Origin of the sequence: Salmonella sp. SAL-020 (genome assembly GCF_017372215.1) — a bacterium.
Classification (GTDB): domain Bacteria; phylum Pseudomonadota; class Gammaproteobacteria; order Enterobacterales; family Enterobacteriaceae; genus Salmonella; species Salmonella enterica.
Genome location: NZ_CP071690.1, coordinates 1,979,974 through 2,001,981, shown reverse-complemented (window position 1 = coordinate 2,001,981; position 22,008 = coordinate 1,979,974). Strand labels below are relative to the sequence as shown.

Sequence of the window (22,008 nt, the reverse complement as noted above, 5' to 3'; positions counted from 1 at the left end):
TATGGAATTATCCTCACTGACCGCCGTTTCCCCTGTCGATGGACGCTACGGCGATAAAGTCAGCGCGCTGCGCGGAATTTTTAGCGAATACGGTTTGCTGAAATTTCGTGTACAAGTCGAAGTACGTTGGCTGCAGAAATTAGCCGCGCACGCAGCGATCAAGGAAGTTCCTGCTTTTGCTGCCGACGCAAACGGTTACCTGGATACGCTTGTTGCAAACTTCAATGAAGAAGATGCCGCGCGCATTAAAACCATTGAGCGCACCACGAATCACGATGTGAAAGCGGTTGAGTATTTTCTGAAAGAAAAAGTCGCCGCGATCCCGGCGCTACATGACGTTTCCGAATTTATCCACTTTGCCTGCACTTCTGAGGACATTAACAACCTGTCGCACGCGTTAATGCTCAAAACCGCGCGCGATGAAGTGATCCTGCCTTACTGGCGTCAGATGATTAACGCGGTTAAAGATCTCGCCACGCAGTATCGCGACATTCCTCTGCTCTCCCGCACCCACGGCCAGCCGGCAACGCCTTCCACTCTGGGTAAAGAGATGGCGAACGTGGCGTATCGGATGGAGCGTCAGTTCCGCCAGCTCAACCAGGTGGAGATCCTCGGTAAAATTAACGGCGCCGTAGGCAACTATAACGCGCATATCGCCGCCTATCCGGAAGTTGACTGGCATCAGTTCAGCGAAGAGTTCGTCACCTCGCTGGGCATCCAGTGGAATCCTTACACCACCCAGATTGAACCGCATGATTATATTGCGGAACTGTTTGACTGTATCGCGCGCTTTAACACCATCCTGATCGATTTCGATCGCGATGTCTGGGGCTATATTGCGTTGAACCATTTCAAACAGAAAACCATCGCCGGGGAGATCGGTTCTTCTACCATGCCGCATAAAGTTAACCCCATTGACTTTGAAAACTCAGAAGGCAACCTCGGTCTGTCTAACGCAGTGTTGCACCATCTGGCAAACAAACTGCCGGTTTCCCGCTGGCAGCGCGATCTGACCGACTCAACCGTCCTGCGTAACCTGGGTGTCGGCATCGGCTATGCGCTTATCGCTTATCAGTCCACCCTGAAGGGCGTCAGCAAGCTGGAAGTAAACCGCGATCATCTGCTTGACGAACTGGATCACAACTGGGAAGTATTAGCCGAACCGATCCAGACCGTCATGCGCCGCTATGGTATTGAAAAACCATATGAAAAACTGAAAGAGTTGACCCGTGGCAAGCGTGTTGATGCCGAAGGAATGAAACAGTTTATTGATAGTCTGGCCCTGCCGGAAGCAGAAAAAACGCGCCTTAAAGCCATGACGCCGGCAAATTATATCGGTCGCGCTGTGACTCTGGTCGACGAACTTAAATAATGCCTGCCTCACCCTCTTTTCTTCAGAAAGAGGGTGACTATTTGTCTGGTTTATTAACTGTTTATCCCCAAAGCACCATAATCAACGCTAGACTGTTCTTATTGTTAACACAAGGGAGAAGAGATGATGCGCGTACTGGTTGTAGAGGATAATGCATTATTACGCCACCACCTGAAGGTTCAGCTCCAGGATTCAGGTCACCAGGTCGATGCCGCAGAAGATGCCAGGGAAGCTGATTACTACCTTAATGAACACCTTCCGGATATCGCTATTGTCGATTTAGGTCTGCCGGATGAAGACGGCCTTTCCTTGATACGCCGCTGGCGCAGCAGTGATGTTTCACTGCCGGTTCTGGTGTTAACCGCGCGCGAAGGCTGGCAGGATAAAGTCGAGGTTCTCAGCTCCGGGGCCGATGACTACGTGACGAAGCCATTCCACATCGAAGAGGTAATGGCGCGTATGCAGGCGTTAATGCGCCGTAATAGCGGTCTGGCCTCCCAAGTGATCAACATCCCGCCGTTCCAGGTGGATCTCTCACGCCGGGAATTATCCGTCAATGAAGAGGTCATCAAACTCACGGCGTTCGAATACACCATTATGGAAACACTTATCCGTAACAACGGTAAAGTGGTCAGCAAGGATTCGCTGATGCTTCAGCTGTATCCGGATGCGGAACTGCGGGAAAGTCATACCATTGATGTTCTCATGGGGCGTCTGCGGAAAAAAATACAGGCCCAGTATCCGCACGATGTCATTACCACCGTACGCGGACAAGGATATCTTTTTGAATTGCGCTAATGAATAAATTTGCTCGCCATTTTCTGCCGCTGTCGCTGCGGGTTCGTTTTTTGCTGGCGACAGCCGGCGTCGTGCTGGTGCTTTCTCTGGCATATGGCATAGTGGCGCTGGTCGGCTATAGCGTAAGTTTTGATAAAACCACCTTTCGTTTGCTGCGCGGCGAAAGCAACCTGTTTTATACCCTCGCCAAATGGGAAAATAATAAAATCAGCGTTGAGCTGCCTGAAAATCTGGACATGCAAAGCCCGACCATGACGCTGATTTACGATGAAACGGGCAAATTATTATGGACGCAGCGCAATATCCCCTGGCTGATTAAAAGCATTCAACCGGAATGGTTAAAAACGAACGGCTTCCATGAAATTGAAACCAACGTAGACGCCACCAGCACGCTGTTGAGCGAGGACCATTCCGCGCAGGAAAAACTCAAAGAAGTACGTGAAGATGACGATGATGCGGAGATGACCCACTCGGTAGCGGTAAATATTTATCCTGCCACGGCGCGGATGCCGCAGTTAACCATCGTGGTGGTCGATACCATTCCGATAGAACTAAAACGCTCCTATATGGTGTGGAGCTGGTTCGTATACGTGCTGGCCGCCAATTTACTGTTAGTCATTCCTTTACTGTGGATCGCCGCCTGGTGGAGCTTACGCCCTATCGAGGCGCTGGCACGGGAAGTCCGCGAGCTTGAAGATCATCACCGCGAAATGCTCAATCCGGAGACGACGCGTGAACTGACCAGCCTTGTGCGCAACCTTAATCAACTGCTCAAAAGCGAGCGTGAACGTTATAACAAATACCGCACGACCCTGACCGACCTGACACACAGTTTAAAAACGCCGCTCGCGGTTTTGCAGAGTACATTACGCTCTTTACGCAACGAAAAGATGAGCGTCAGCAAAGCTGAACCGGTGATGCTGGAACAGATCAGCCGGATTTCCCAGCAGATCGGCTATTATCTGCATCGCGCCAGTATGCGCGGTAGCGGCGTGTTGTTAAGCCGCGAACTGCATCCCGTCGCGCCGTTGTTAGATAACCTGATCTCCGCGCTAAATAAAGTTTATCAGCGTAAAGGGGTGAATATCAGTATGGATATTTCACCAGAGATCAGTTTTGTCGGCGAGCAAAACGACTTTGTCGAAGTAATGGGCAACGTACTGGACAACGCTTGTAAATATTGTCTGGAGTTTGTCGAGATTTCGGCTCGCCAGACCGACGATCATTTGCATATTTTCGTCGAAGATGATGGCCCAGGCATTCCCCACAGTAAACGTTCCCTGGTGTTTGATCGCGGTCAGCGCGCCGATACCCTACGACCAGGACAAGGCGTGGGGCTGGCTGTCGCGCGCGAGATTACGGAACAATACGCCGGGCAGATCATTGCCAGCGACAGTCTGCTCGGCGGTGCCCGTATGGAGGTCGTTTTTGGCCGACAGCATCCCACACAGAAAGAGGAATAAACATTTCTGTGCGTTCTTCCACGCATCTCGTTAAGCATCCGTTATAATCGGTGTCAGATACCAGCCTGCGGATACTTAACATGGAATACCAATTAACTCTTAACTGGCCCGACTTTCTTGAACGCCACTGGCAAAAACGCCCGGTGGTCTTAAAACGTGGGTTTAGCAACTTTATCGATCCGCTCTCGCCGGATGAGCTGGCGGGGCTGGCGATGGAAAGCGAAATCGACAGCCGACTCGTTAGCCATCAGGATGGCAAATGGCAGGTCAGCCATGGCCCTTTCGAAAGCTACGATCATCTGGGTGAGAGCAATTGGTCGCTGCTGGTACAGGCGGTAAACCACTGGCACGAACCCACCGCCGCGCTGATGCGCCCGTTCCGCGCTCTGCCGGACTGGCGTATCGACGATCTGATGATCTCCTTTTCCGTTCCCGGCGGCGGCGTTGGCCCGCATCTGGATCAGTATGATGTGTTTATTATTCAGGGAACCGGTCGCCGTCGCTGGCGCGTGGGCGAAAAGCTGCAAATGCGTCAGCACTGCCCGCATCCCGACCTGTTACAAGTCGATCCGTTCGAGGCCATTATTGATGAAGAGCTGGAGCCGGGCGACATTCTGTATATTCCGCCAGGATTCCCGCATGAAGGCTATGCGCTGGAAAACGCCATGAACTATTCGGTCGGTTTTCGCGCGCCCAATAGCCGTGAGCTGATCAGCGGTTTTGCCGATTACGTCCTGCAACGGGAGTTGGGCAATACATACTACAGCGATCCGGATATGCCGTCCCGCAAGCATCCGGCGGATATCCTGCCGCAGGAGATGGATAAACTGCGTAATATGATGCTCGATTTGATCAATCAACCCGCGCATTTCCAACAGTGGCTTGGCGAGTTTCTCTCTCAGTCACGCCACGAACTGGATATTGCGCCGCCGGAGCCGCCGTATCAGCCTGATGAAATTTACGATGCCTTAAAGCAAGGCGAGGTATTAGTACGTCTCGGCGGGCTTCGCGTGTTGCGTATCGGCGATGAGGTCTATGCGAATGGCGAAAAAATAGACTCTCCGCATCGCCCCGCTCTGGAGGCGCTCGCCAGTCATATTGCACTGACCGCTGAAAACTTCGGCGATGCGCTGGAAGACCCGTCCTTCCTCGCGATGCTGGCGGCGCTGGTGAATAGCGGATACTGGTTTTTCGAAGGATAAGAACATCGCAATGCCCGGCGACCGCCGGGCTGACGCAAACTATCCACAACGATCGCCGCCAGGTTTGGCGAAATCGTTATATTGCGGATCGCCCGGATAAATCGAGTGGGCCATTCGATGGCGAAATGACAATTGTCGGTAACGTCGCGCCAGTACGTTATCGCCAAGACCTTCGGCAATATTAGCCAGTCGCTGTAATCGTTCATACTGCATCTTTGCTGGATAAGCTACGGCATCAAGCGTAAAGGCGCGTTCCGCAAAGTCTTTTGCTTGTTCAAGCTGTTGATTATTCTGATAAAGCAGCGAAATACCATACAACACCATGGATACGTCGGACTGCCGACGTTTATATTCTTCCAGCAATGGGAGATAGGGGGAGGTACTGTCCAGGTCGATGTTTTCGGGCAAATAAAAGCGTAATCGTGATATTACCGTCGCCATTGGCGTTAAACGGCTCTGGTAATACGCGATAAGTTTAAGGTAGAGATCTTTCGCTTCCTTATAATGATGGCCCTGTGCATAAAAGCCAGCAAGATTATTGCTGTCAACCGTCATTTCGCCGAATTCGGCGCCATAAAGCGTTTGCTCAATTTTTAGCGCCTGACTTAGCGCATTAATCGCCTCGCTAATATGCCCTGCATTATAAGCAATATCCGCTTTCTGCTGCAAAAAAGAGGCGACGCGCTCACGATTATCCCAGGTTTTATCTCGTAAAATAACGCTCAGCCACTGCCGCTCCGTTGTGTCTATCTTCGCCAAATAATAGGCTTTACGCGCACTATCACATTCGACATCCCGCTCTTCCAGCGCATCAGAATAAGCGTCGCGCATCCTGTTTAAGGTATAAACCAATGCCTCCGTCGATGCCTTTTTGTCTTTAAGACGCCACGTTAATGCCTGCTCTTGCCAGGCTATTCGCTGACGGTAATCAACCTTAATCTCGTATCGCCACTGCTCTGTAGATGAATACTCTATATGGCGATCGTCACTGTAAACATAAAAGGCCGCCAGGTGTTCAAACATATCGGCCCGATCGCCCGGATAAGTGCCCGCCGGAAATGTTTTCATTATTGCCCGCGCTCGCAGCAGCATTTGCGGCGTTAATTCAGGTTTACCCAGCCATTGATAAATATCGCTTTGTAATAGCAGGCTACGAACAAGCTGTATTGAGCGTTTGCCATATTGCTGCGAGGCCAGCCTCACCGCATCATCAATAAACGTCATGCAGGTTTCATCGCCGGTCATAAAACATGCTGCAGATTGTTGCTGGCGCTGGGACCAGGAAGGCGTATATTCGGCGCTCCAGGCAGAAAAATTGATGGCGGAAAATATCCCGCCATAAATAATAAAACGCTTCACCACAATGCGTAACATTCGCTACTGGCCGCGCTTCGCCGTCAGCTCCGCGATACGTACAATCACCTGTACCGCTTTTTCCATCCCCTCCAGCGTCACAAACTCATGTTTACCATGATAGTTATATCCGCCGGTAAAGAGATTAGGACACGGCAGGCCCATAAACGACAGTTGCGCCCCGTCTGTACCGCCGCGAATTGGTTTCATCTCCGGCGTAATATGACAGTCACGCATGGCCTGCTGGGCGATATCGAGAATATGCGGATGCTCAACCACTTTTTCGCGCATATTGTAATAACTGTCTTCAATCACCAGTTCGATATAGCAGTCCGGATGCAGCCCCTTACCGACTTTTTTGGCAATCTCCATCATTTTGCGTTTACGCGCTTCAAACTGCTTACGGTCGAAATCGCGAATGATGTAGTGCATTTCGGCCCGGTCAACGGTGCCTTTCATGCTGGCCAGATGATAAAACCCTTCGTAACCTTCAGTGGTTTCAGGCGTTTCATCCGCCGGCACTTCCGCGTGAATCCTCGCCGCCAACGACAGCGCATTGACCATCACGCCTTTTGCCGTACCGGGATGCACGTTATTGCCGACGATTTTGATATTCACCGAGGCGGCATTGAAGTTTTCAAACTCCAGTTCGCCCACGCCGCCGCCGTCGACCGTATAGGCCCACTGCGCGCCAAAGGCCTCAACATCGAAGTGCTTCGCGCCTTTCCCTACCTCTTCGTCAGGCGTAAACGCCACTTTAATTTCACCGTGGGGAATAGGATTACCTTTCAGCACCGCCAGCGCGGTCATGATCTCCGCAACGCCGGCTTTATCGTCCGCGCCCAGCAATGTCTTACCATCGGTAGTAATCAGCGTCTGTCCCAGTAATTGATGCAGTACCGGGAACATCACGGGTGACAACACCTCATCGCCAATCCCTAATGCTATATCGCCGCCGCGATAATTCTCGACAATCTGCGGGTTAACGTTTTTACCGCTGAAATCCGGAGAGGTATCCACATGGGAGATAAAACCAATGGCGGGAATATCCCCCTCAACATTGGCCGGGAGCGTCGCCATCAACGTCCCTTTTTCACTTAATGTAATGTTAACCAGCCCCATCTCTTCGAGCTGCTGTTTGAGCAAACGTAGTAACTTCCACTGCCCCTCAGTGCTGGGAACCTGCCGAACACCCGACTTTGATTGGGTATCCAGCGATACGTAGTGTAAAAAACGCTCAAGTAGTTTATCCATGCAGTCACCCTCACTTTTCGTGACAACATTATTAATAAGCAAGAAAAGACAAATATTGCGTCAGGTCACTTTTATCCCTGCAAACAAGAATATTTCACTTTGACACGCTTTCTGACTATAAAGCTAAGTCAGTAATTCGCAACAAGGATTGGCGATCACAGTGGTTTGCCGTAGAATGACCGCCCTCATTAAGAGTGATTAAGGTGGTTAACCACAAACCCCGCAGCGGTCAGCCATCCGTTGCGTTTACATGGGACAGAGTAAGAAATTGAATAATCAACCGCGTTCGCTTTCACCGCTGGTGCTTTTGTCTGGAATTAGCAAAAGTTTCGATGGCAAAGAGGTCATTTCGCAACTGGATTTGACCATTAACAATGGCGAATTCCTCACGCTGCTTGGCCCTTCCGGCTGCGGTAAAACAACCGTTCTTCGCCTGATTGCCGGCCTGGAAACCGTTGATGCCGGGCATATCATGTTGGATAACCAGGATATCACCCACGTTCCCGCCGAAAATCGTTATGTAAATACCGTATTTCAAAGCTACGCTTTATTTCCGCATATGACGGTGTTTGAAAATGTCGCGTTTGGCTTACGAATGCAAAAAACGCCAGCCGCCGAGATAGCGCCTCGCGTGACCGATGCGCTGCGTATGGTGCAGCTTGAAGAGTTTGCACAACGTAAACCGCACCAGCTTTCCGGCGGACAGCAGCAGCGTGTGGCTATCGCTCGCGCGGTGGTGAATAAACCTCGCCTGTTATTACTGGATGAATCGCTTTCCGCGCTGGACTATAAATTGCGCAAACAAATGCAGAACGAGCTTAAAGCATTACAGCGTAAACTCGGTATCACGTTTGTTTTTGTCACTCACGATCAGGAAGAAGCGCTCACCATGTCCGATCGTATCGTGGTAATGCGTAATGGCGTGATTGAGCAAGACGGCACGCCGCGTGAAATCTATGAAGAGCCAAAAAACCTGTTTGTCGCCGGTTTTATCGGCGAAATTAACCGCTTTGACGCAACCGTCATTGAACGGCTTGATGAACAGCGCGTCCGCGCCAGCGTAGAAGGTCGGGAGTGCAATATATACGTCAATTTCGCTGTCGAACCGGGCCAAAAACTGAACGTCCTGCTGCGACCGGAAGATCTACGCGTCGAAGAGATCAACGATGATAACCACATCGAAGGGCTTATCGGCTACGTGCGCGAGCGCAATTATAAAGGTATGACGCTGGAGTCGGTGGTTGAACTGGAAAATGGCAAAATGGTGATGGTCAGCGAATTCTTCAACGAAGACGATCCTGACTTCGACCATTCACTTGACCAAAAAATGGCCATTAGTTGGGTAGAAAGCTGGGAGGTCGTACTGGCTGATGAAGAACACAAGTAAATTCCAGAATGTAGTGATTGTCACTATCGTCGGTTGGCTTGTGTTATTTGTTTTTCTGCCCAACCTGATGATCATTGGCACCAGCTTTCTGACCCGTGACGACGCCAGTTTCGTCAAGATGGTCTTTACGCTGGATAATTACGCGCGCCTGCTCGATCCGCTCTATTTTGAAGTGCTCCTGCACTCTCTGAATATGGCGCTGATCGCCACCCTCTCCTGCCTGGTGCTGGGCTATCCTTTTGCCTGGTTTCTGGCGAAGTTACCGGAAAAGATACGTCCGTTATTGCTGTTTTTGCTGATTGTTCCTTTCTGGACCAACTCACTGATCCGCATCTATGGGCTGAAAATATTCCTGAGCACTAAAGGTTATCTCAATGAATTCCTGCTGTGGCTGGGCGTGATTGATACACCGATTCGCATCATGTTCACCCCGAGCGCCGTTATTATCGGCCTGGTTTACATTTTGCTGCCATTTATGGTCATGCCGCTCTACTCCAGCATTGAGAAGCTCGACAAACCACTACTGGAGGCCGCACGCGATCTCGGCGCCAGTAAAATGCAAACGTTCATCCGCATCATTATTCCATTAACCATGCCGGGCATTGTCGCCGGTTGCTTGCTCGTGATGCTACCGGCAATGGGCCTGTTCTACGTCTCCGATTTAATGGGTGGCGCGAAAAACCTGCTGATTGGTAACGTCATTAAGGTACAGTTCCTGAATATTCGCGACTGGCCGTTTGGCGCGGCTACCAGCATTACGCTGACCATTGTGATGGGACTCATGCTATTGATTTACTGGCGGGCTTCCCGCTTATTGAATAAGAAGGTGAGTGATATAAGCGATTAATTGCGCAACGCTAACAAATCCACACGCATCCAGGCATGAAGTTTATTCAAGGGTAAACTTCATGCCTCCGGCATAAAAAACGCATGAAAGCAGTTGCCGCCAGTATTGCAAATCTACAACATCATCCGCGCCAGGCCTTCTTTTATTTTTACCTGTAGCGACGCTATCACAGACAGTAATGCGTTTATACGCGAAGCTCTCAGGTTTTATACTGATTGTCAGTCTCTTTTAAAAATTATATTACATCCGATGCGCCCGCAGTTGAGATAAAAAGGGTCGATTTAATCAATTATGTAGTCATTTTTACTCCAGTTTAAGTGAGATTAATATGCCGATTACTATAGGGAATGGTTTTTTAAAAAGTGAAATCCTTACCAACTCCCCAAGGAATACGAAAGAAGCATGGTGGAAAGTTTTATGGGAAAAAATTAAAGACTTCTTTTTTTCTACTGGCAAAGCAAAAGCGGACCGTTGTCTACATGAGATGTTGTTTGCCGAACGCGCCCCCACACGAGAGCGGCTTACAGAGATTTTTTTTGAGTTGAAAGAGTTAGCCTGCGCATCGCAAAGAGATAGATTTCAGGTTCATAATCCTCATGAAAATGATGCCACCATTATTCTTCGCATCATGGATCAAAACGAAGAGAACGAATTGTTACGTATCACTCAAAATACCGATACCTTTAGCTGTGAAGTCATGGGGAATCTTTATTTTTTAATGAAAGATCGCCCGGATATTTTAAAATCGCATCCACAAATGACGGCCATGATTAAGAGAAGATATAGCGAAATCGTAGACTACCCCCTCCCTTCGACATTATGTCTCAATCCTGCTGGCGCGCCGATATTATCGGTTCCATTAGACAACATAGAGGGGTATTTATATACTGAATTGAGAAAAGGACATTTAGATGGGTGGAAAGCGCAAGAAAAGGCAACCTACCTGGCAGCGAAAATTCAGTCTGGGATTGAAAAGACAACGCGCATTTTACACCATGCGAATATATCCGAAAGTACTCAGCAAAACGCATTTTTAGAAACAATGGCGATGTGTGGATTAAAACAGCTTGAAATACCACCACCGCATACCCACATACCTATTGAAAAAATGGTAAAAGAGGTTTTACTAGCGGATAAGACGTTTCAGGCGTTCCTCGTAACGGATCCCAGCACCAGCCAAAGTATGTTAGCTGAGATAATCGAAACCATCTCTGATCAGGTTTTTCACGCCATTTTTAGAATAGACCCCCAGGCTATACAAAAAATGGCGGAAGAACAGTTAACCACGCTACACGTTCGCTCAGAACAACAAAGCGGCTGTTTATGTTGTTTTTTATAAAATCAGACGACGCTTTCTCAAACGTCACGTTCAGGGTTTACTCACGTACTCCATGTTTGCCTACAGAGTAACCTCTTGCCTGGTGCAATAATGCCGCATATGACCGGATCGGATGAGAATAGTCATTTAAATGGCCTTTTTTTCCCGCTCGTCTGGCAATTTGTTGTAAAATTCGCGGCTTCAAGCGGCAGCTTGCTTCTTCCTGGCTGCTGATAACCGCGAGACGTTTTGGAGAGATTTTGGAGAAGAGAAAAAATTGATCATTTTCAATACTCTAAAAGCACCCCATCCTCTGAATAAGAAGGTGGAACTTGAATGATCGGTCGGCTGCTCCGTGGCGGTTTCATGACTGCCATCTATGCGTATCTGTATATTCCCATCATTATTCTGATCGTGAACTCCTTCAACAGTTCGCGGTTCGGCATTAACTGGCAGGGCTTTACCACTAAATGGTACGAACTCCTGGTCAATAACGACAGTCTGTTGCAGGCCGCTCAACATTCACTGACGATGGCGATTTTTTCAGCGACCTTCGCCACGTTGATTGGCTCGTTAACCGCGGTGGCGCTTTATCGCTACCGCTTTCGCGGGAAGCCATTCGTCAGCGGGATGCTGTTTGTAGTAATGATGTCGCCGGATATCGTGATGGCGATCTCCCTGCTGGTGCTGTTTATGTTACTCGGCATTCAACTGGGCTTTTGGTCGTTGCTGTTCTCGCACATCACCTTTAGCCTGCCGTTTGTGGTCGTCACGGTCTATTCGCGCCTGAAAGGCTTTGATGTCAGAATGCTGGAAGCCGCAAAAGACCTGGGGGCCAGTGAGGTAACGATTTTACGCAAAATCATTCTGCCGCTGGCGATGCCGGCGGTGGCGGCGGGCTGGTTGCTGAGCTTTACGTTGTCGATGGACGATGTAGTGGTCTCGTCGTTTGTCACCGGGCCGGGCTATGAAATTTTACCCTTAAAGATTTATTCCATGGTAAAAGTCGGCGTTTCACCAGAAGTGAACGCGCTGGCGACCGTTTTATTGGTGCTGTCTCTGGTAATGGTCATTGCCAGCCAGCTTATTGCTCGTGATAAAACCAAGGGCCGATAAGGCCCGTAATTCAGGGGACGTTAAATGAAAAAATGGTCACGCCACCTGCTCGCGGCGGGCGCCCTGGCGCTGGGTATGAGTGCCGCTCATGCCTCCGACAACGACACGCTCTATTTCTATAACTGGACTGAGTATGTACCGCCGGGCCTGCTGGAACAGTTCACTAAAGAGACAGGCATTAAGGTGATTTATTCGACCTACGAGTCGAACGAAACCATGTATGCCAAACTCAAAACCTATAAAGATGGCGCGTATGACCTGGTTGTTCCTTCTACATACTATGTCGACAAAATGCGCAAAGAAGGCATGATCCAGAAGATCGATAAGTCGAAATTAACCAATTTCCACAACCTCGATCCGGAAATGCTCAACAAACCGTTTGACCCCAACAACGATTATTCTGTTCCGTATATCTGGGGCGCAACGGCGATTGGCGTGAACAGCGATGCTATCGATCCAAAAACCATTACCAGCTGGGCTGACTTGTGGAAACCGGAATATAAAAACAGCCTGCTTTTAACCGACGATGCGCGAGAAGTCTTCCAGATGGCGCTGCGCAAGCTAGGTTATTCCGGTAACACTACCGATCCGAAAGAGATCGAAGCGGCATATGAAGAGTTGAAAAAACTGATGCCGAACGTAGCGGCCTTCAACTCCGATAATCCGGCGAATCCGTATATGGAAGGGGAAGTCAATCTGGGGATGGTGTGGAACGGTTCGGCCTTCGTTGCTCGTCAGGCTGGCACGCCGCTGGAGGTCGTCTGGCCGAAAGAAGGCGGTATTTTCTGGATGGATAGCCTGGCTATTCCGGCAAACGCGAAAAATAAAGAGGGCGCGCTGAAGCTAATCAACTTCCTGCTGCGTCCTGACGTCGCGAAAGAGGTGGCAGAAACCATCGGCTACCCTACCCCCAACCTGGCGGCGCGTAAGCTGTTAAGCCCGGAGGTCGCCAATGATAAGTCGCTCTATCCGGATGCGCAAACCATCAGCAAAGGCGAGTGGCAAAACGATGTCGGCGACGCCAGCGCCATTTATGAAGAGTATTATCAGAAGCTAAAAGCAGGACGCTAATTCAGCCAAAGCGCCTGTCGGGCCTACAGATGAACGTAACGTGAAATGTAGGCCGGATAAGGCGTTACCGGGCAAACAGCACTACAGCCCTTTCAGGAATTTATCAACAAATTCCGGCACAACCTGGCTTGCCGGGCCGTAGTGCTTCTCTTCAAACTCGCTGCCGACCTGGCTTGGCTCAAGATTCAGTTCCACCGTATGTGCGCCGTGCAGTTTTGCTTCATGCACAAACCCCGCAGCCGGATAGACATGACCGGATGTGCCAATGGCGATAAAAATATCCGCCATCGACAGCGCCATATAAATTTCATCCATGCCAAGCGGCATCTCGCCAAACCACACCACGTGCGGACGTAGCGGCGCCGGGAACTGGCAGCAGTGACATTTATCTTCCGGCATCACATCGCCGTTCCATTCCAGAATTTGGCCGCTTTGCGAACAGCGCACCTTCAACAGCTCGCCATGCATATGAATGATGTTGCGATTGCCCGCGCGTTCATGCAAATTGTCGATGTTTTGCGTCACCAGCAAAAAGCGATCGCCAAGCGCTTCTTCAAGCTTCGCTAACGCCAGATGCGCCGCATTGGGTTGTATTTCCGGCTGTTGAAGCTGCTGACGGCGGGCATTATAAAATGTCTGCACCAGCCCCGGATTACGGGCGAATCCTTCCGGCGTTGCCACGTCTTCAACCCGATGCTCTTCCCAAAGGCCATCCGCCGCGCGAAACGTACGAATACCAGACTCTGCAGAAATTCCTGCACCTGTAAGGACTAATACTCTTGGGTTTTCCATCATTTCCGGCACCACTCTGTCTCTGAAAAAGATCCGCTGGCGCAGACGTTCACGCAACAGACGTTTATTTTTACGAAAGCGGCTTAATCGATGAAACCGACGCGACTGCATAACAACCTCTTTTTTTGATTAGTCGGTAAGATGTAAAAAAGCAGCACCGCGCATCCCACCTGCATCCCCATGCCGCGCACGCTCAATGCGCGGCGCGCGGGCAACAGGGAGGAGATGGCGCGGCAGTCTTTCCGCCAGTTGCGTTGTTATTGCCGTAAAGTTCGATAGTCCGCCGCCGATCACCAATAAATCGGGATCGACAATCGTCAGTATATTCCCCAGACAAACCGCCAGTAAATCCAGATAGCGCTCAACATGCGCGTGCGCCTGCTCATCGCCCTGCTCCCACAACGCGATAATCTCCGGCGCCTGCAGCGATTGATCATAATAATGCTGATATAGCCACGCAAACCCGCGCCCGGACAGATAATTCTCAATGCAGCCCATCTGACCGCATCCACAACGGCGGAGAGGAAAATCAAACCCCATCAACGTTAGCGCGTCAACCGGCAAACGCATATGACCAAACTCGCCGGTGATATAGCTCTGACCGGTAATCGGCTTCCCGTTTAGCACCAGGCCACCGCCGACGCCGGTGCCGAGGATAAGCCCCATAACCAAAGGATATTGCGTGAATTCATCATCCCAGGCTTCGGACAAGGCAAAACAGTTAGCGTCATTGTCCAGACGCACATCGCGATCCAGTCGGGCGCTGAGATCGGCGCGCAACGGCTTACCGCTGGCTGCCGGGACATTCGCGGCGTACAGCGTGCCGTCTTCGGTTTCCGGCATACCGGGTATGCCAATCCCTACCGACCCTTTTACGCCAAATCGCTGGTCGGCTTCCGCGACCAGTTCGCATACGGCGTCTAAAAAGGCGCTATAGCTGGTATGGGGCGTGGGAACCCGTTTTTCCCACTGCAGCCGCCGCGTTGAGTCAAATACGCCTAACGCAATCTTTGTTCCGCCAATGTCAAACCCGTAATACATCACCGCTCCTTGTTTTTATATTCCGCGATTACTGCCCGCTCAATACTCGCGCAGGGTCAATGTTGCTCGCCCGCCGCGCCGGATACCAGCTCGCCAGTAAGCTTAACAACAACGCCGTGACCAGTACGTAAACAACGTCCAGCCAATGTAATTCGGATGGCAGGAAGTCGATAAAATAGATATCGCCGGACAAAAACTGATGCCCGATCTCCTTTTCAATCCCATTAATAATGGCGGTAAGCTGAAGCGAAACGACAACGCCGATCGCCACGCCAATCAAGCTGCCCAGCAAGCCCGCCAGTAGCCCGTACCAGACGAAAATGGCACGAATCAAACCATCTTTCGCCCCCAGCGTTCTTAATACCGCAATGTCGCCGCTTTTGTCTTTTACCGCCATCACTAAGGTGGAAACGATATTAAAACAGGCCACGCCGATCACCAGAATCATCGCCAGATACATAATGGCGCGAATCATCTGGATATCGCGATACATATAGCCGTAGGTGCCGATCCAGCTCTTAATGTAGACATAGCTGTTAGTCACTTCACCCGCGTCACGCACCAGTTTGTTCGCATTAAACACGTCGTGGACTTTAAGCGCGATACCGGAAACGCTGGACCCCATATCCAGATACTGCTGCGCATCCTCAAGCGGGATCATGGCGAAGCTGTGATCGAGCTGGCCGCTCAGTTGCAGAATCCCGATGACATGCAAACGCACGCGTTTGGGCTGGAGCAGCTTATGGTCGGCATTCGCATTGGGGATCATGATGGACACCCAGTCGCCCTGTTTCACGTTCAGCGCATCGGCGACGCCTTTGCCGATAATGATCTGCTGTTCGCCCGCTTTGAAATGATCCCAGGCGTGATTTTGCACAAATGACGGTAACGCGCTAAGCTGCTGCTCTTGCTTAGGGTCGACGCCTTTAACCTGAATGGCGCGCAAATTCGCCCCGCTCTCTACCAGGCCGGTAAAATTGATATACGGCGCGGCGGCGGCAATGCCCGGCACCTTCTGCACTTTTGCCAGCGCTTCACGCCAGTTGGTCCACGGCTGATTGACCGCTTCAATCTCCCCGTGCGGAACCACCGCCAGAATACGGTTATTCAACTCGCGTTCGAAACCGTTCATCGCGCTTAAACCGACAATCAATACCGCCACGCCCAGCGCGATACCGATGGTAGAAATGACGGAAATGAGCGAAACCATACCGCCGCGCCGCCGCCCACGGCTGAAGCGCAAGCCAATTAACAATGATAAAGGCGACGCCATTACTCCGCCCCCATCAGGCTCAGTTCCGCCGTCAGGCGGCCATCGCGCATCTCAAGCTGGCGGCTCATACGTTTCGCCAGTTGCAAATCGTGAGTCACCACCAGAAACGCGGTTCCCTGCAGACGATTTAACTCGCCCAGAAGCTCAAAAATACTGTCGGCATTACGCGCATCCAGATTACCGGTCGGCTCATCCGCCAGTACCAGACGCGGGTTATTCACCAACGCGCGCGCTATCGCGACACGCTGGCGCTCACCGCCGGAAAGTTCCGAAGGTCGATGGGTTGCGCGATGCTCCAGCCCTACGGCGTGCAGCATTTCTCGCGCCCGAGCGTCAATCTCCGCCGGTTTCTTTTTGCCAATCAATAATGGCATCGCCACGTTTTCCAGCGCCGTAAAATCCGGCAGGAGATGATGAAACTGATAGATAAACCCCAGTTTCTGGTTACGTAATTCCGCTTTTGCCGCAGAAGAGAGTTTGCTCATCGGCTGGCCGCTAAAAATCACATCGCCGGAGGTGGGCGTATCCAGCCCGCCTAACAGATGCAGCAACGTACTTTTACCCGAACCGGAACTGCCGACGATCGCCATCATTTCGCCTTCGCCGATACTGAAGCTGACATCGTGCAACACGTCGGTTTGTACGGTGCCTTCCTGATAGCGTTTGCACAGGTTGTCGCATTGCAACAGGATCTTATTCATAACGTAAAGCCTCAGCGGGTTGAGTGGCGGCAGCGCGCCAGGAAGGATAAAGCGTAGAAAGCAGCGCGATGGCCATTGCCACCAGAGCGATAACGATCACCTGTAACGGCTCTATCGCCACGGGCAACGCAGCGCCATCCAGAAACGCGCCGATGATCGGCATCAGGTTATTCAGTTGGCTGGCAAGCAATGCGCCCAGCGCGGCGCCCAACAGCGCGCCGATAATCCCGGCGCTGGCGCCCTGCACCATAAAGACCATCATAATTTGTCGCGGCGTCAGCCCTTGAGTTTGTAAAATCGCCACTTCGCCCTGCTTCTCCATGACCATCAGGCCCAACGAAGTAATAATGTTAAAAGCCGCGACTGCCACGATGAGACTCAGCAACAATCCCATCATGTTCTTTTCCATGCGCACAGCCTGGAACAACTCGCCTTTGCGTTCGCGCCAGTCCTGCCACTTCGTGCCTTGCGGCAGCGTCTGTTGACTGAGGGTATCGACTTGCAGCGGTTCATCCAGCCACAGACGCCAGCCGGTAATATTGCCTGCCGGATAGCGCATTAAACGCGACGCGTCCTGAATATTGACCAGCATTTCATAGCCATCGACCTCGCTATTGGCGGCAAATGTGCCAATCACCGTAAACAGACGCTGGCTGGGCAGGCGTCCCATTGGCGTAAACTGGCTGGCAGATGGCACCATTAGCCGAATCTGATCGCCACGGTTGACCCCTAACTGTCCGGCGAGCTGCTCGCCGAGGATGACATTATACTTACCCGGCTGTAATTCGCTTTGCTTCACATTGACCAGATACGGCGTTAACGGATCTTTTTGCGCCGGATCGATACCCAACATCACGCCAACCGCAACGCTACGCGCGCTTTGCAGTACGACATCGCCCGTCGTCAGCGGCGCAATACGGTTAACGCCTTGCAGATTCACCGCTTTTTCCGGCATCTGACTCGGGTTAAGAGAACCATGTTCAGCAGAGAGGATGGCCTGAGGCATCAAACCAAGAATGTTATTTTGCAGTTCGCGCTCAAAACCGTTCATCACCGACAATACCGTGACCAGCGCCATCACCCCCAGGGTAATGCCGATAGTGGAAAGCCAGGAAACGAAGCGACCGAAGCGATCTGCTGCACGCCCGCGCATGTAACGCAGGCCGATGAATAGAGCGACAGGTTGATACATGTAATCCGTCTGGTTGCTGTTAGCAAAGTCCCGAGTATATAAGCGAAAGCGGAATGCGTAAATGTCTGAACCGTAAGAGTTCGTCAGCGTTATTCTGAAAAAGGCCGACAAATCAAGTCACTTACATGTTCATACTTTACCTGTTCGGCGCGTTATCCGGCGGATTCAATTTGCTAATAAACAACGATCGCGGATAATAAAGAACATTGCTTATCAGTCATATGCCCCTGAATACCTGAGTCCTTCATGCTGTCCCGGCGCGCAGCCAACCATGAAGCAGCCTGAAGGGTGACGCGTAGAGTGCGGCGTAAAACAAAAAGAGATACTGACAACCGTTATGCCTGAAAAACAACGTTACACGCTGCCGACAAAAGCGGGCGATCAGCGCCAGTTGGGCGAACTTACCGGTGCCGCCTGCGCTACGCTGGTGGCGGAGATAGCCGAACGCCATGCCGGTCCGGTGGTACTCATAGCGCCTGACATGCAAAATGCTCTGCGATTGCATGATGAAATCCGCCAGTTTACCGATCAGATGGTGATGAACCTGGCGGACTGGGAAACGCTACCGTATGACAGCTTCTCCCCGCATCAGGAAATTATCTCTTCGCGCCTGTCCACGCTCTACCAGTTGCCGTCGATGCAGCGCGGCGTCTTGATTGTACCGGTAAACACCCTGATGCAGCGCGTTTGTCCGCATAGCTATCTGCATGGTCATGCGCTGGTGATGAAAAAAGGCCAGCGGCTGTCCCGCGACGCTCTGCGCGCGCAGCTTGACAGCGCCGGTTATCGGCATGTCGATCAGGTGATGGAGCATGGCGAATACGCGACGCGCGGCGCGCTGTTGGATCTCTTTCCGATGGGCAGCGAACAGCCTTATCGCCTCGACTTTTTTGATGATGAAATCGACAGCCTGCGTCTGTTTGACGCGGATACCCAGCGTACGCTGGAGGAGGTCGAGGCCATCAATTTGTTGCCCGCGCACGAATTTCCTACCGACAAAGCCGCTATTGAGCTTTTCCGTAGCCAGTGGCGCGATACCTTTGAGGTAAAACGCGACGCCGAACACATCTATCAGCAGGTCAGCAAAGGCACCTTGCCCGCCGGGATCGAATACTGGCAGCCGCTCTTTTTCAGCGAACCGTTACCGCCATTATTTAGCTATTTCCCCGCCAATACTCTGGTGGTGAATACTGGCTCGCTGGAAACCAGCGCCGAACGCTTTCAGGCCGATACGCTGGCGCGTTTTGAAAATCGCGGCGTCGATCCTATGCGCCCGCTTTTGCCGCCGGAAGCCCTCTGGCTACGGGTAGATGAGCTCTTTTCCGAGCTTAAACGCTGGCCTCGCCTCCAGCTTAAAACCGACCATCTGCCGGAAAAAGCCGCCAATACCAATCTTGGTTTCCAGAAATTACCGGATTTGGCTATCCAGGCACAGCAGAAAGCGCCGCTGGACGCGCTGCGTAAGTTCCTCGAATCTTTCAGCGGCCCGGTGATTTTTTCTGTGGAAAGCGAAGGACGCCGCGAAGCGCTGGGAGAGCTCCTGGCTCGCATAAAAATCGCGCCGAAGCGGATATTACGCCAGGACGAGGCGCAGGATGCGGGACGCTATCTGATGATTGGCGCCGCAGAACATGGCTTTATCGACACCCAACGCAATCTGGCGCTGATTTGTGAAAGCGATCTTTTGGGTGAGCGGGTGGCGCGTCGCCGCCTGGATTCCCGCCGCACGATCAACCCGGATACGTTGATTCGTAACCTGGCGGAGCTCCACGTCGGTCAGCCGGTAGTGCATCTGGAGCACGGCGTCGGACGCTATGCCGGCATGACCACTCTGGAGGCTGGCGGCATCAAGGGTGAGTATCTGATGCTCACCTACGCCAATGACGCCAAACTGTATGTGCCGGTCTCCTCATTGCATCTGATTAGCCGCTATGCCGGCGGCGCGGAAGAAAGTGCGCCGCTGCATAAACTGGGCGGCGACGCCTGGTCGCGCGCCCGGCAGAAAGCGGCGGAAAAAGTGCGCGATGTCGCAGCGGAACTGTTGGATATTTATGCGCAACGGGCGGCAAAAGAGGGGTTTGCCTTTAAGCATGATCGTGAGCAGTATCAGTTATTCTGCGACAGCTTCCCGTTTGAAACGACGCCCGATCAGGCACAGGCGATTAACGCCGTATTGAGCGATATGTGCCAACCGCTGGCGATGGACAGGCTGGTGTGCGGCGACGTCGGCTTCGGCAAAACCGAAGTGGCGATGCGCGCCGCGTTCCTGGCAGTGGAAAACCATAAACAAGTAGCGGTACTGGTGCCAACCACGCTGCTGGCGCAGCAACACTATGATAACTTCCGCGACCGTTTCGCCAACTGGCCGGTACGCATTGAGATGCTGTCCCGCTTTCGCAGCGCCAAAGAGCAGACACAAATCCTGGCGGAAGCCGCCGAGGGTAAGATCGATATTCTGATCGGTACGCATAAACTGCTACAAAGCGATGTGAAGCTGCGCGACCTGGGCCTGCTGATTGTCGATGAAGAGCACCGTTTCGGCGTGCGCCACAAAGAGCGAATTAAGGCGATGCGCGCCGATGTCGATATTCTGACGCTCACGGCGACGCCGATCCCGCGGACGCTGAATATGGCGATGAGCGGTATGCGCGATCTCTCCATTATCGCCACTCCCCCTGCCCGTCGTCTGGCGGTAAAAACCTTTGTTCGCGAGTATGATAGCCTGGTAGTAAGGGAAGCGATTCTGCGTGAAATCCTGCGCGGCGGTCAGGTTTACTATTTGTACAATGACGTCGAAAATATTCAGAAAGCCGCAGAGCGGCTGGCGGAACTGGTACCGGAAGCGCGAATCGCTATAGGCCACGGGCAGATGCGTGAACGTGAGCTGGAACGGGTCATGAACGATTTCCACCATCAACGTTTTAACGTGCTGGTGTGTACTACCATTATCGAAACGGGGATCGACATTCCCACCGCTAACACGATCATCATTGAACGCGCGGATCATTTCGGCCTCGCGCAGTTGCACCAGCTGCGTGGCCGCGTTGGGCGCTCGCACCACCAGGCCTACGCCTGGCTGTTGACGCCACATCCTAAGGCCATGACCACCGATGCGCAAAAACGGCTGGAGGCGATTGCGTCGCTGGAGGATTTAGGCGCCGGGTTTGCGCTGGCGACCCACGACCTGGAGATCCGCGGCGCGGGCGAACTGCTTGGCGAAGAGCAAAGCGGCTCAATGGAAACCATTGGCTTCTCACTCTACATGGAACTGCTGGAAAACGCCGTCGATGCGCTGAAAGCAGGCCGCGAACCCTCGCTGGAAGATCTCACCAGTCAGCAAACGGAAGTCGAGCTGCGAATGCCGTCGTTGCTGCCAGATGATTTTATTCCGGATGTTAATACCCGGCTGTCATTCTATAAACGCATTGCCAGCGCGAAGAACGAAAACGAGCTGGAGGAGATCAAAGTGGAATTGATCGACCGCTTCGGCCTGCTGCCCGATCCGGCGCGTAATCTGCTGGATATCGCCCGCCTGCGCCAACAGGCGCAAAAGCTCGGCATCCGAAAACTGGAGGGTAACGAGAAAGGCGGAACGATTGAGTTCGCCGAGAAAAACCACGTTGACCCCGCCTGGCTTATCGGGTTGCTGCAAAAACAGCCGCAGCATTTCCGTCTGGATGGCCCGACGCGCCTCAAGTTTATTCAGGATTTAAGCGAACGTAAAACGCGTATAGACTGGGTACGCCAGTTTATGCAGCAACTGGAAGAAAACGCTATTGCATAAGCGTCAGGCCGGGCGTCATTACTCTGCGTCCGGCCTAATCTTTA

At 52.0% G+C, this 22,008-nt stretch carries 17 protein-coding genes; 10 read left to right on the top strand and 7 right to left on the bottom strand.

Annotated elements, in window-relative coordinates; genetic code table 11:
• Position 1 precedes the first annotated feature (1 nt).
• The 4 genes from purB (at position 2) to roxA (ending at position 4,835) form a co-directional block, all read left to right on the top strand.
• The gene (purB, locus tag J1G48_RS09600; protein WP_000423759.1) at positions 2 to 1,372 is read left to right on the top strand and encodes an adenylosuccinate lyase; all 1,371 of its coding nucleotides are present in this window, start codon (positions 2 to 4) and stop codon (positions 1,370 to 1,372) included.
• 126 nt (positions 1,373 to 1,498) lie between these two features.
• The gene (gene phoP / locus J1G48_RS09595) at positions 1,499 to 2,170 is read left to right on the top strand and encodes a two-component system response regulator PhoP (protein WP_001537766.1); all 672 of its coding nucleotides are present in this window, start codon (positions 1,499 to 1,501) and stop codon (positions 2,168 to 2,170) included.
• Entirely contained in the window at positions 2,170 to 3,633 is a 1,464-nt protein-coding gene (gene phoQ / locus J1G48_RS09590; RefSeq protein ID WP_001031687.1) for a two-component system sensor histidine kinase PhoQ, read from the top strand. Before phoP ends, phoQ begins: the two co-directional genes overlap by 1 nt.
• A gap of 80 nt (positions 3,634 to 3,713) precedes the next feature.
• Positions 3,714 to 4,835, top strand: coding sequence for a [50S ribosomal protein L16]-arginine 3-hydroxylase (gene roxA, locus J1G48_RS09585; protein ID WP_000456514.1), 1,122 nt, complete (start codon positions 3,714 to 3,716; stop codon positions 4,833 to 4,835).
• Between the two features lie 39 nt (positions 4,836 to 4,874).
• Here the strand turns inward: roxA and J1G48_RS09580 are convergent, their stop codons facing one another.
• Both J1G48_RS09580 and pepT read right to left on the bottom strand, forming a co-directional pair.
• Positions 4,875 to 6,209, bottom strand: a complete 1,335-nt coding sequence (locus J1G48_RS09580; protein WP_000944545.1) for a hypothetical protein — start codon at positions 6,207 to 6,209, stop codon at positions 4,875 to 4,877.
• Positions 6,210 to 6,212: 3 nt separating this feature from the next.
• Positions 6,213 to 7,442: a peptidase T gene (gene pepT / locus J1G48_RS09575; RefSeq protein ID WP_000359415.1), complete on the bottom strand. Its 1,230-nt coding sequence runs from the start codon at positions 7,440 to 7,442 to the stop codon at positions 6,213 to 6,215.
• A 250-nt stretch (positions 7,443 to 7,692) separates the two neighbouring features.
• On the opposite strand from pepT, the gene potA reads away from it, so the two are divergent.
• The 5 genes from potA (at position 7,693) to potD (ending at position 13,181) form a co-directional block, all read left to right on the top strand.
• On the top strand, positions 7,693 to 8,829 hold the full coding sequence (gene potA, locus J1G48_RS09570) for a spermidine/putrescine ABC transporter ATP-binding protein PotA (RefSeq protein ID WP_000531607.1): 1,137 nt from the start codon (positions 7,693 to 7,695) through the stop codon (positions 8,827 to 8,829).
• Positions 8,813 to 9,676 (top strand): spermidine/putrescine ABC transporter permease PotB, encoded by an 864-nt coding sequence (gene potB / locus J1G48_RS09565; RefSeq protein WP_000799391.1) that lies wholly within the window; start codon positions 8,813 to 8,815, stop codon positions 9,674 to 9,676. Before potA ends, potB begins: the two co-directional genes overlap by 17 nt.
• A gap of 328 nt (positions 9,677 to 10,004) precedes the next feature.
• On the top strand, positions 10,005 to 11,015 hold the full coding sequence (gene sifA / locus J1G48_RS09560) for an SPI-2 type III secretion system effector SifA (protein ID WP_001576144.1): 1,011 nt from the start codon (positions 10,005 to 10,007) through the stop codon (positions 11,013 to 11,015).
• A 315-nt stretch (positions 11,016 to 11,330) separates the two neighbouring features.
• Positions 11,331 to 12,110 (top strand): spermidine/putrescine ABC transporter permease PotC, encoded by a 780-nt coding sequence (gene potC, locus J1G48_RS09555; protein ID WP_000580299.1) that lies wholly within the window; start codon positions 11,331 to 11,333, stop codon positions 12,108 to 12,110.
• Between the two features lie 24 nt (positions 12,111 to 12,134).
• Positions 12,135 to 13,181, top strand: a complete 1,047-nt coding sequence (potD, locus tag J1G48_RS09550; protein WP_000759329.1) for a spermidine/putrescine ABC transporter substrate-binding protein PotD — start codon at positions 12,135 to 12,137, stop codon at positions 13,179 to 13,181.
• An 81-nt stretch (positions 13,182 to 13,262) separates the two neighbouring features.
• Here potD and cobB read toward each other — a convergent pair whose 3' ends face one another.
• Genes cobB through lolC form a run of 5 tightly spaced genes read right to left on the bottom strand, consistent with a single transcriptional unit; the run spans position 13,263 to position 18,180 of the window.
• Positions 13,263 to 14,084, bottom strand: a complete 822-nt coding sequence (gene cobB / locus J1G48_RS09545; protein WP_001191856.1) for a Sir2 family NAD+-dependent deacetylase — start codon at positions 14,082 to 14,084, stop codon at positions 13,263 to 13,265.
• Positions 14,085 to 14,102: 18 nt separating this feature from the next.
• Complete coding sequence (gene nagK, locus J1G48_RS09540) at positions 14,103 to 15,014, bottom strand: N-acetylglucosamine kinase (protein WP_000291330.1); 912 nt, start codon at positions 15,012 to 15,014, stop codon at positions 14,103 to 14,105.
• Between the two features lie 28 nt (positions 15,015 to 15,042).
• Positions 15,043 to 16,287, bottom strand: coding sequence for a lipoprotein-releasing ABC transporter permease subunit LolE (gene lolE, locus J1G48_RS09535; RefSeq protein WP_000168092.1), 1,245 nt, complete (start codon positions 16,285 to 16,287; stop codon positions 15,043 to 15,045).
• The gene (lolD, locus tag J1G48_RS09530; RefSeq protein ID WP_001033714.1) at positions 16,287 to 16,988 is read right to left on the bottom strand and encodes a lipoprotein-releasing ABC transporter ATP-binding protein LolD; all 702 of its coding nucleotides are present in this window, start codon (positions 16,986 to 16,988) and stop codon (positions 16,287 to 16,289) included. The genes lolE and lolD overlap by 1 nt, the downstream gene beginning before the upstream one ends.
• On the bottom strand, positions 16,981 to 18,180 hold the full coding sequence (lolC, locus tag J1G48_RS09525) for a lipoprotein-releasing ABC transporter permease subunit LolC (protein ID WP_001532069.1): 1,200 nt from the start codon (positions 18,178 to 18,180) through the stop codon (positions 16,981 to 16,983). The genes lolD and lolC overlap by 8 nt, the downstream gene beginning before the upstream one ends.
• A gap of 337 nt (positions 18,181 to 18,517) precedes the next feature.
• Here lolC and mfd point away from each other — a divergent pair, with 337 nt between their 5' ends.
• A complete protein-coding gene (mfd, locus tag J1G48_RS09520; RefSeq protein WP_001114331.1) occupies positions 18,518 to 21,964 on the top strand; it encodes a transcription-repair coupling factor in 3,447 nt (1,148 codons plus the stop codon).
• The last annotated feature ends 44 nt before the right edge of the window (positions 21,965 to 22,008 follow it).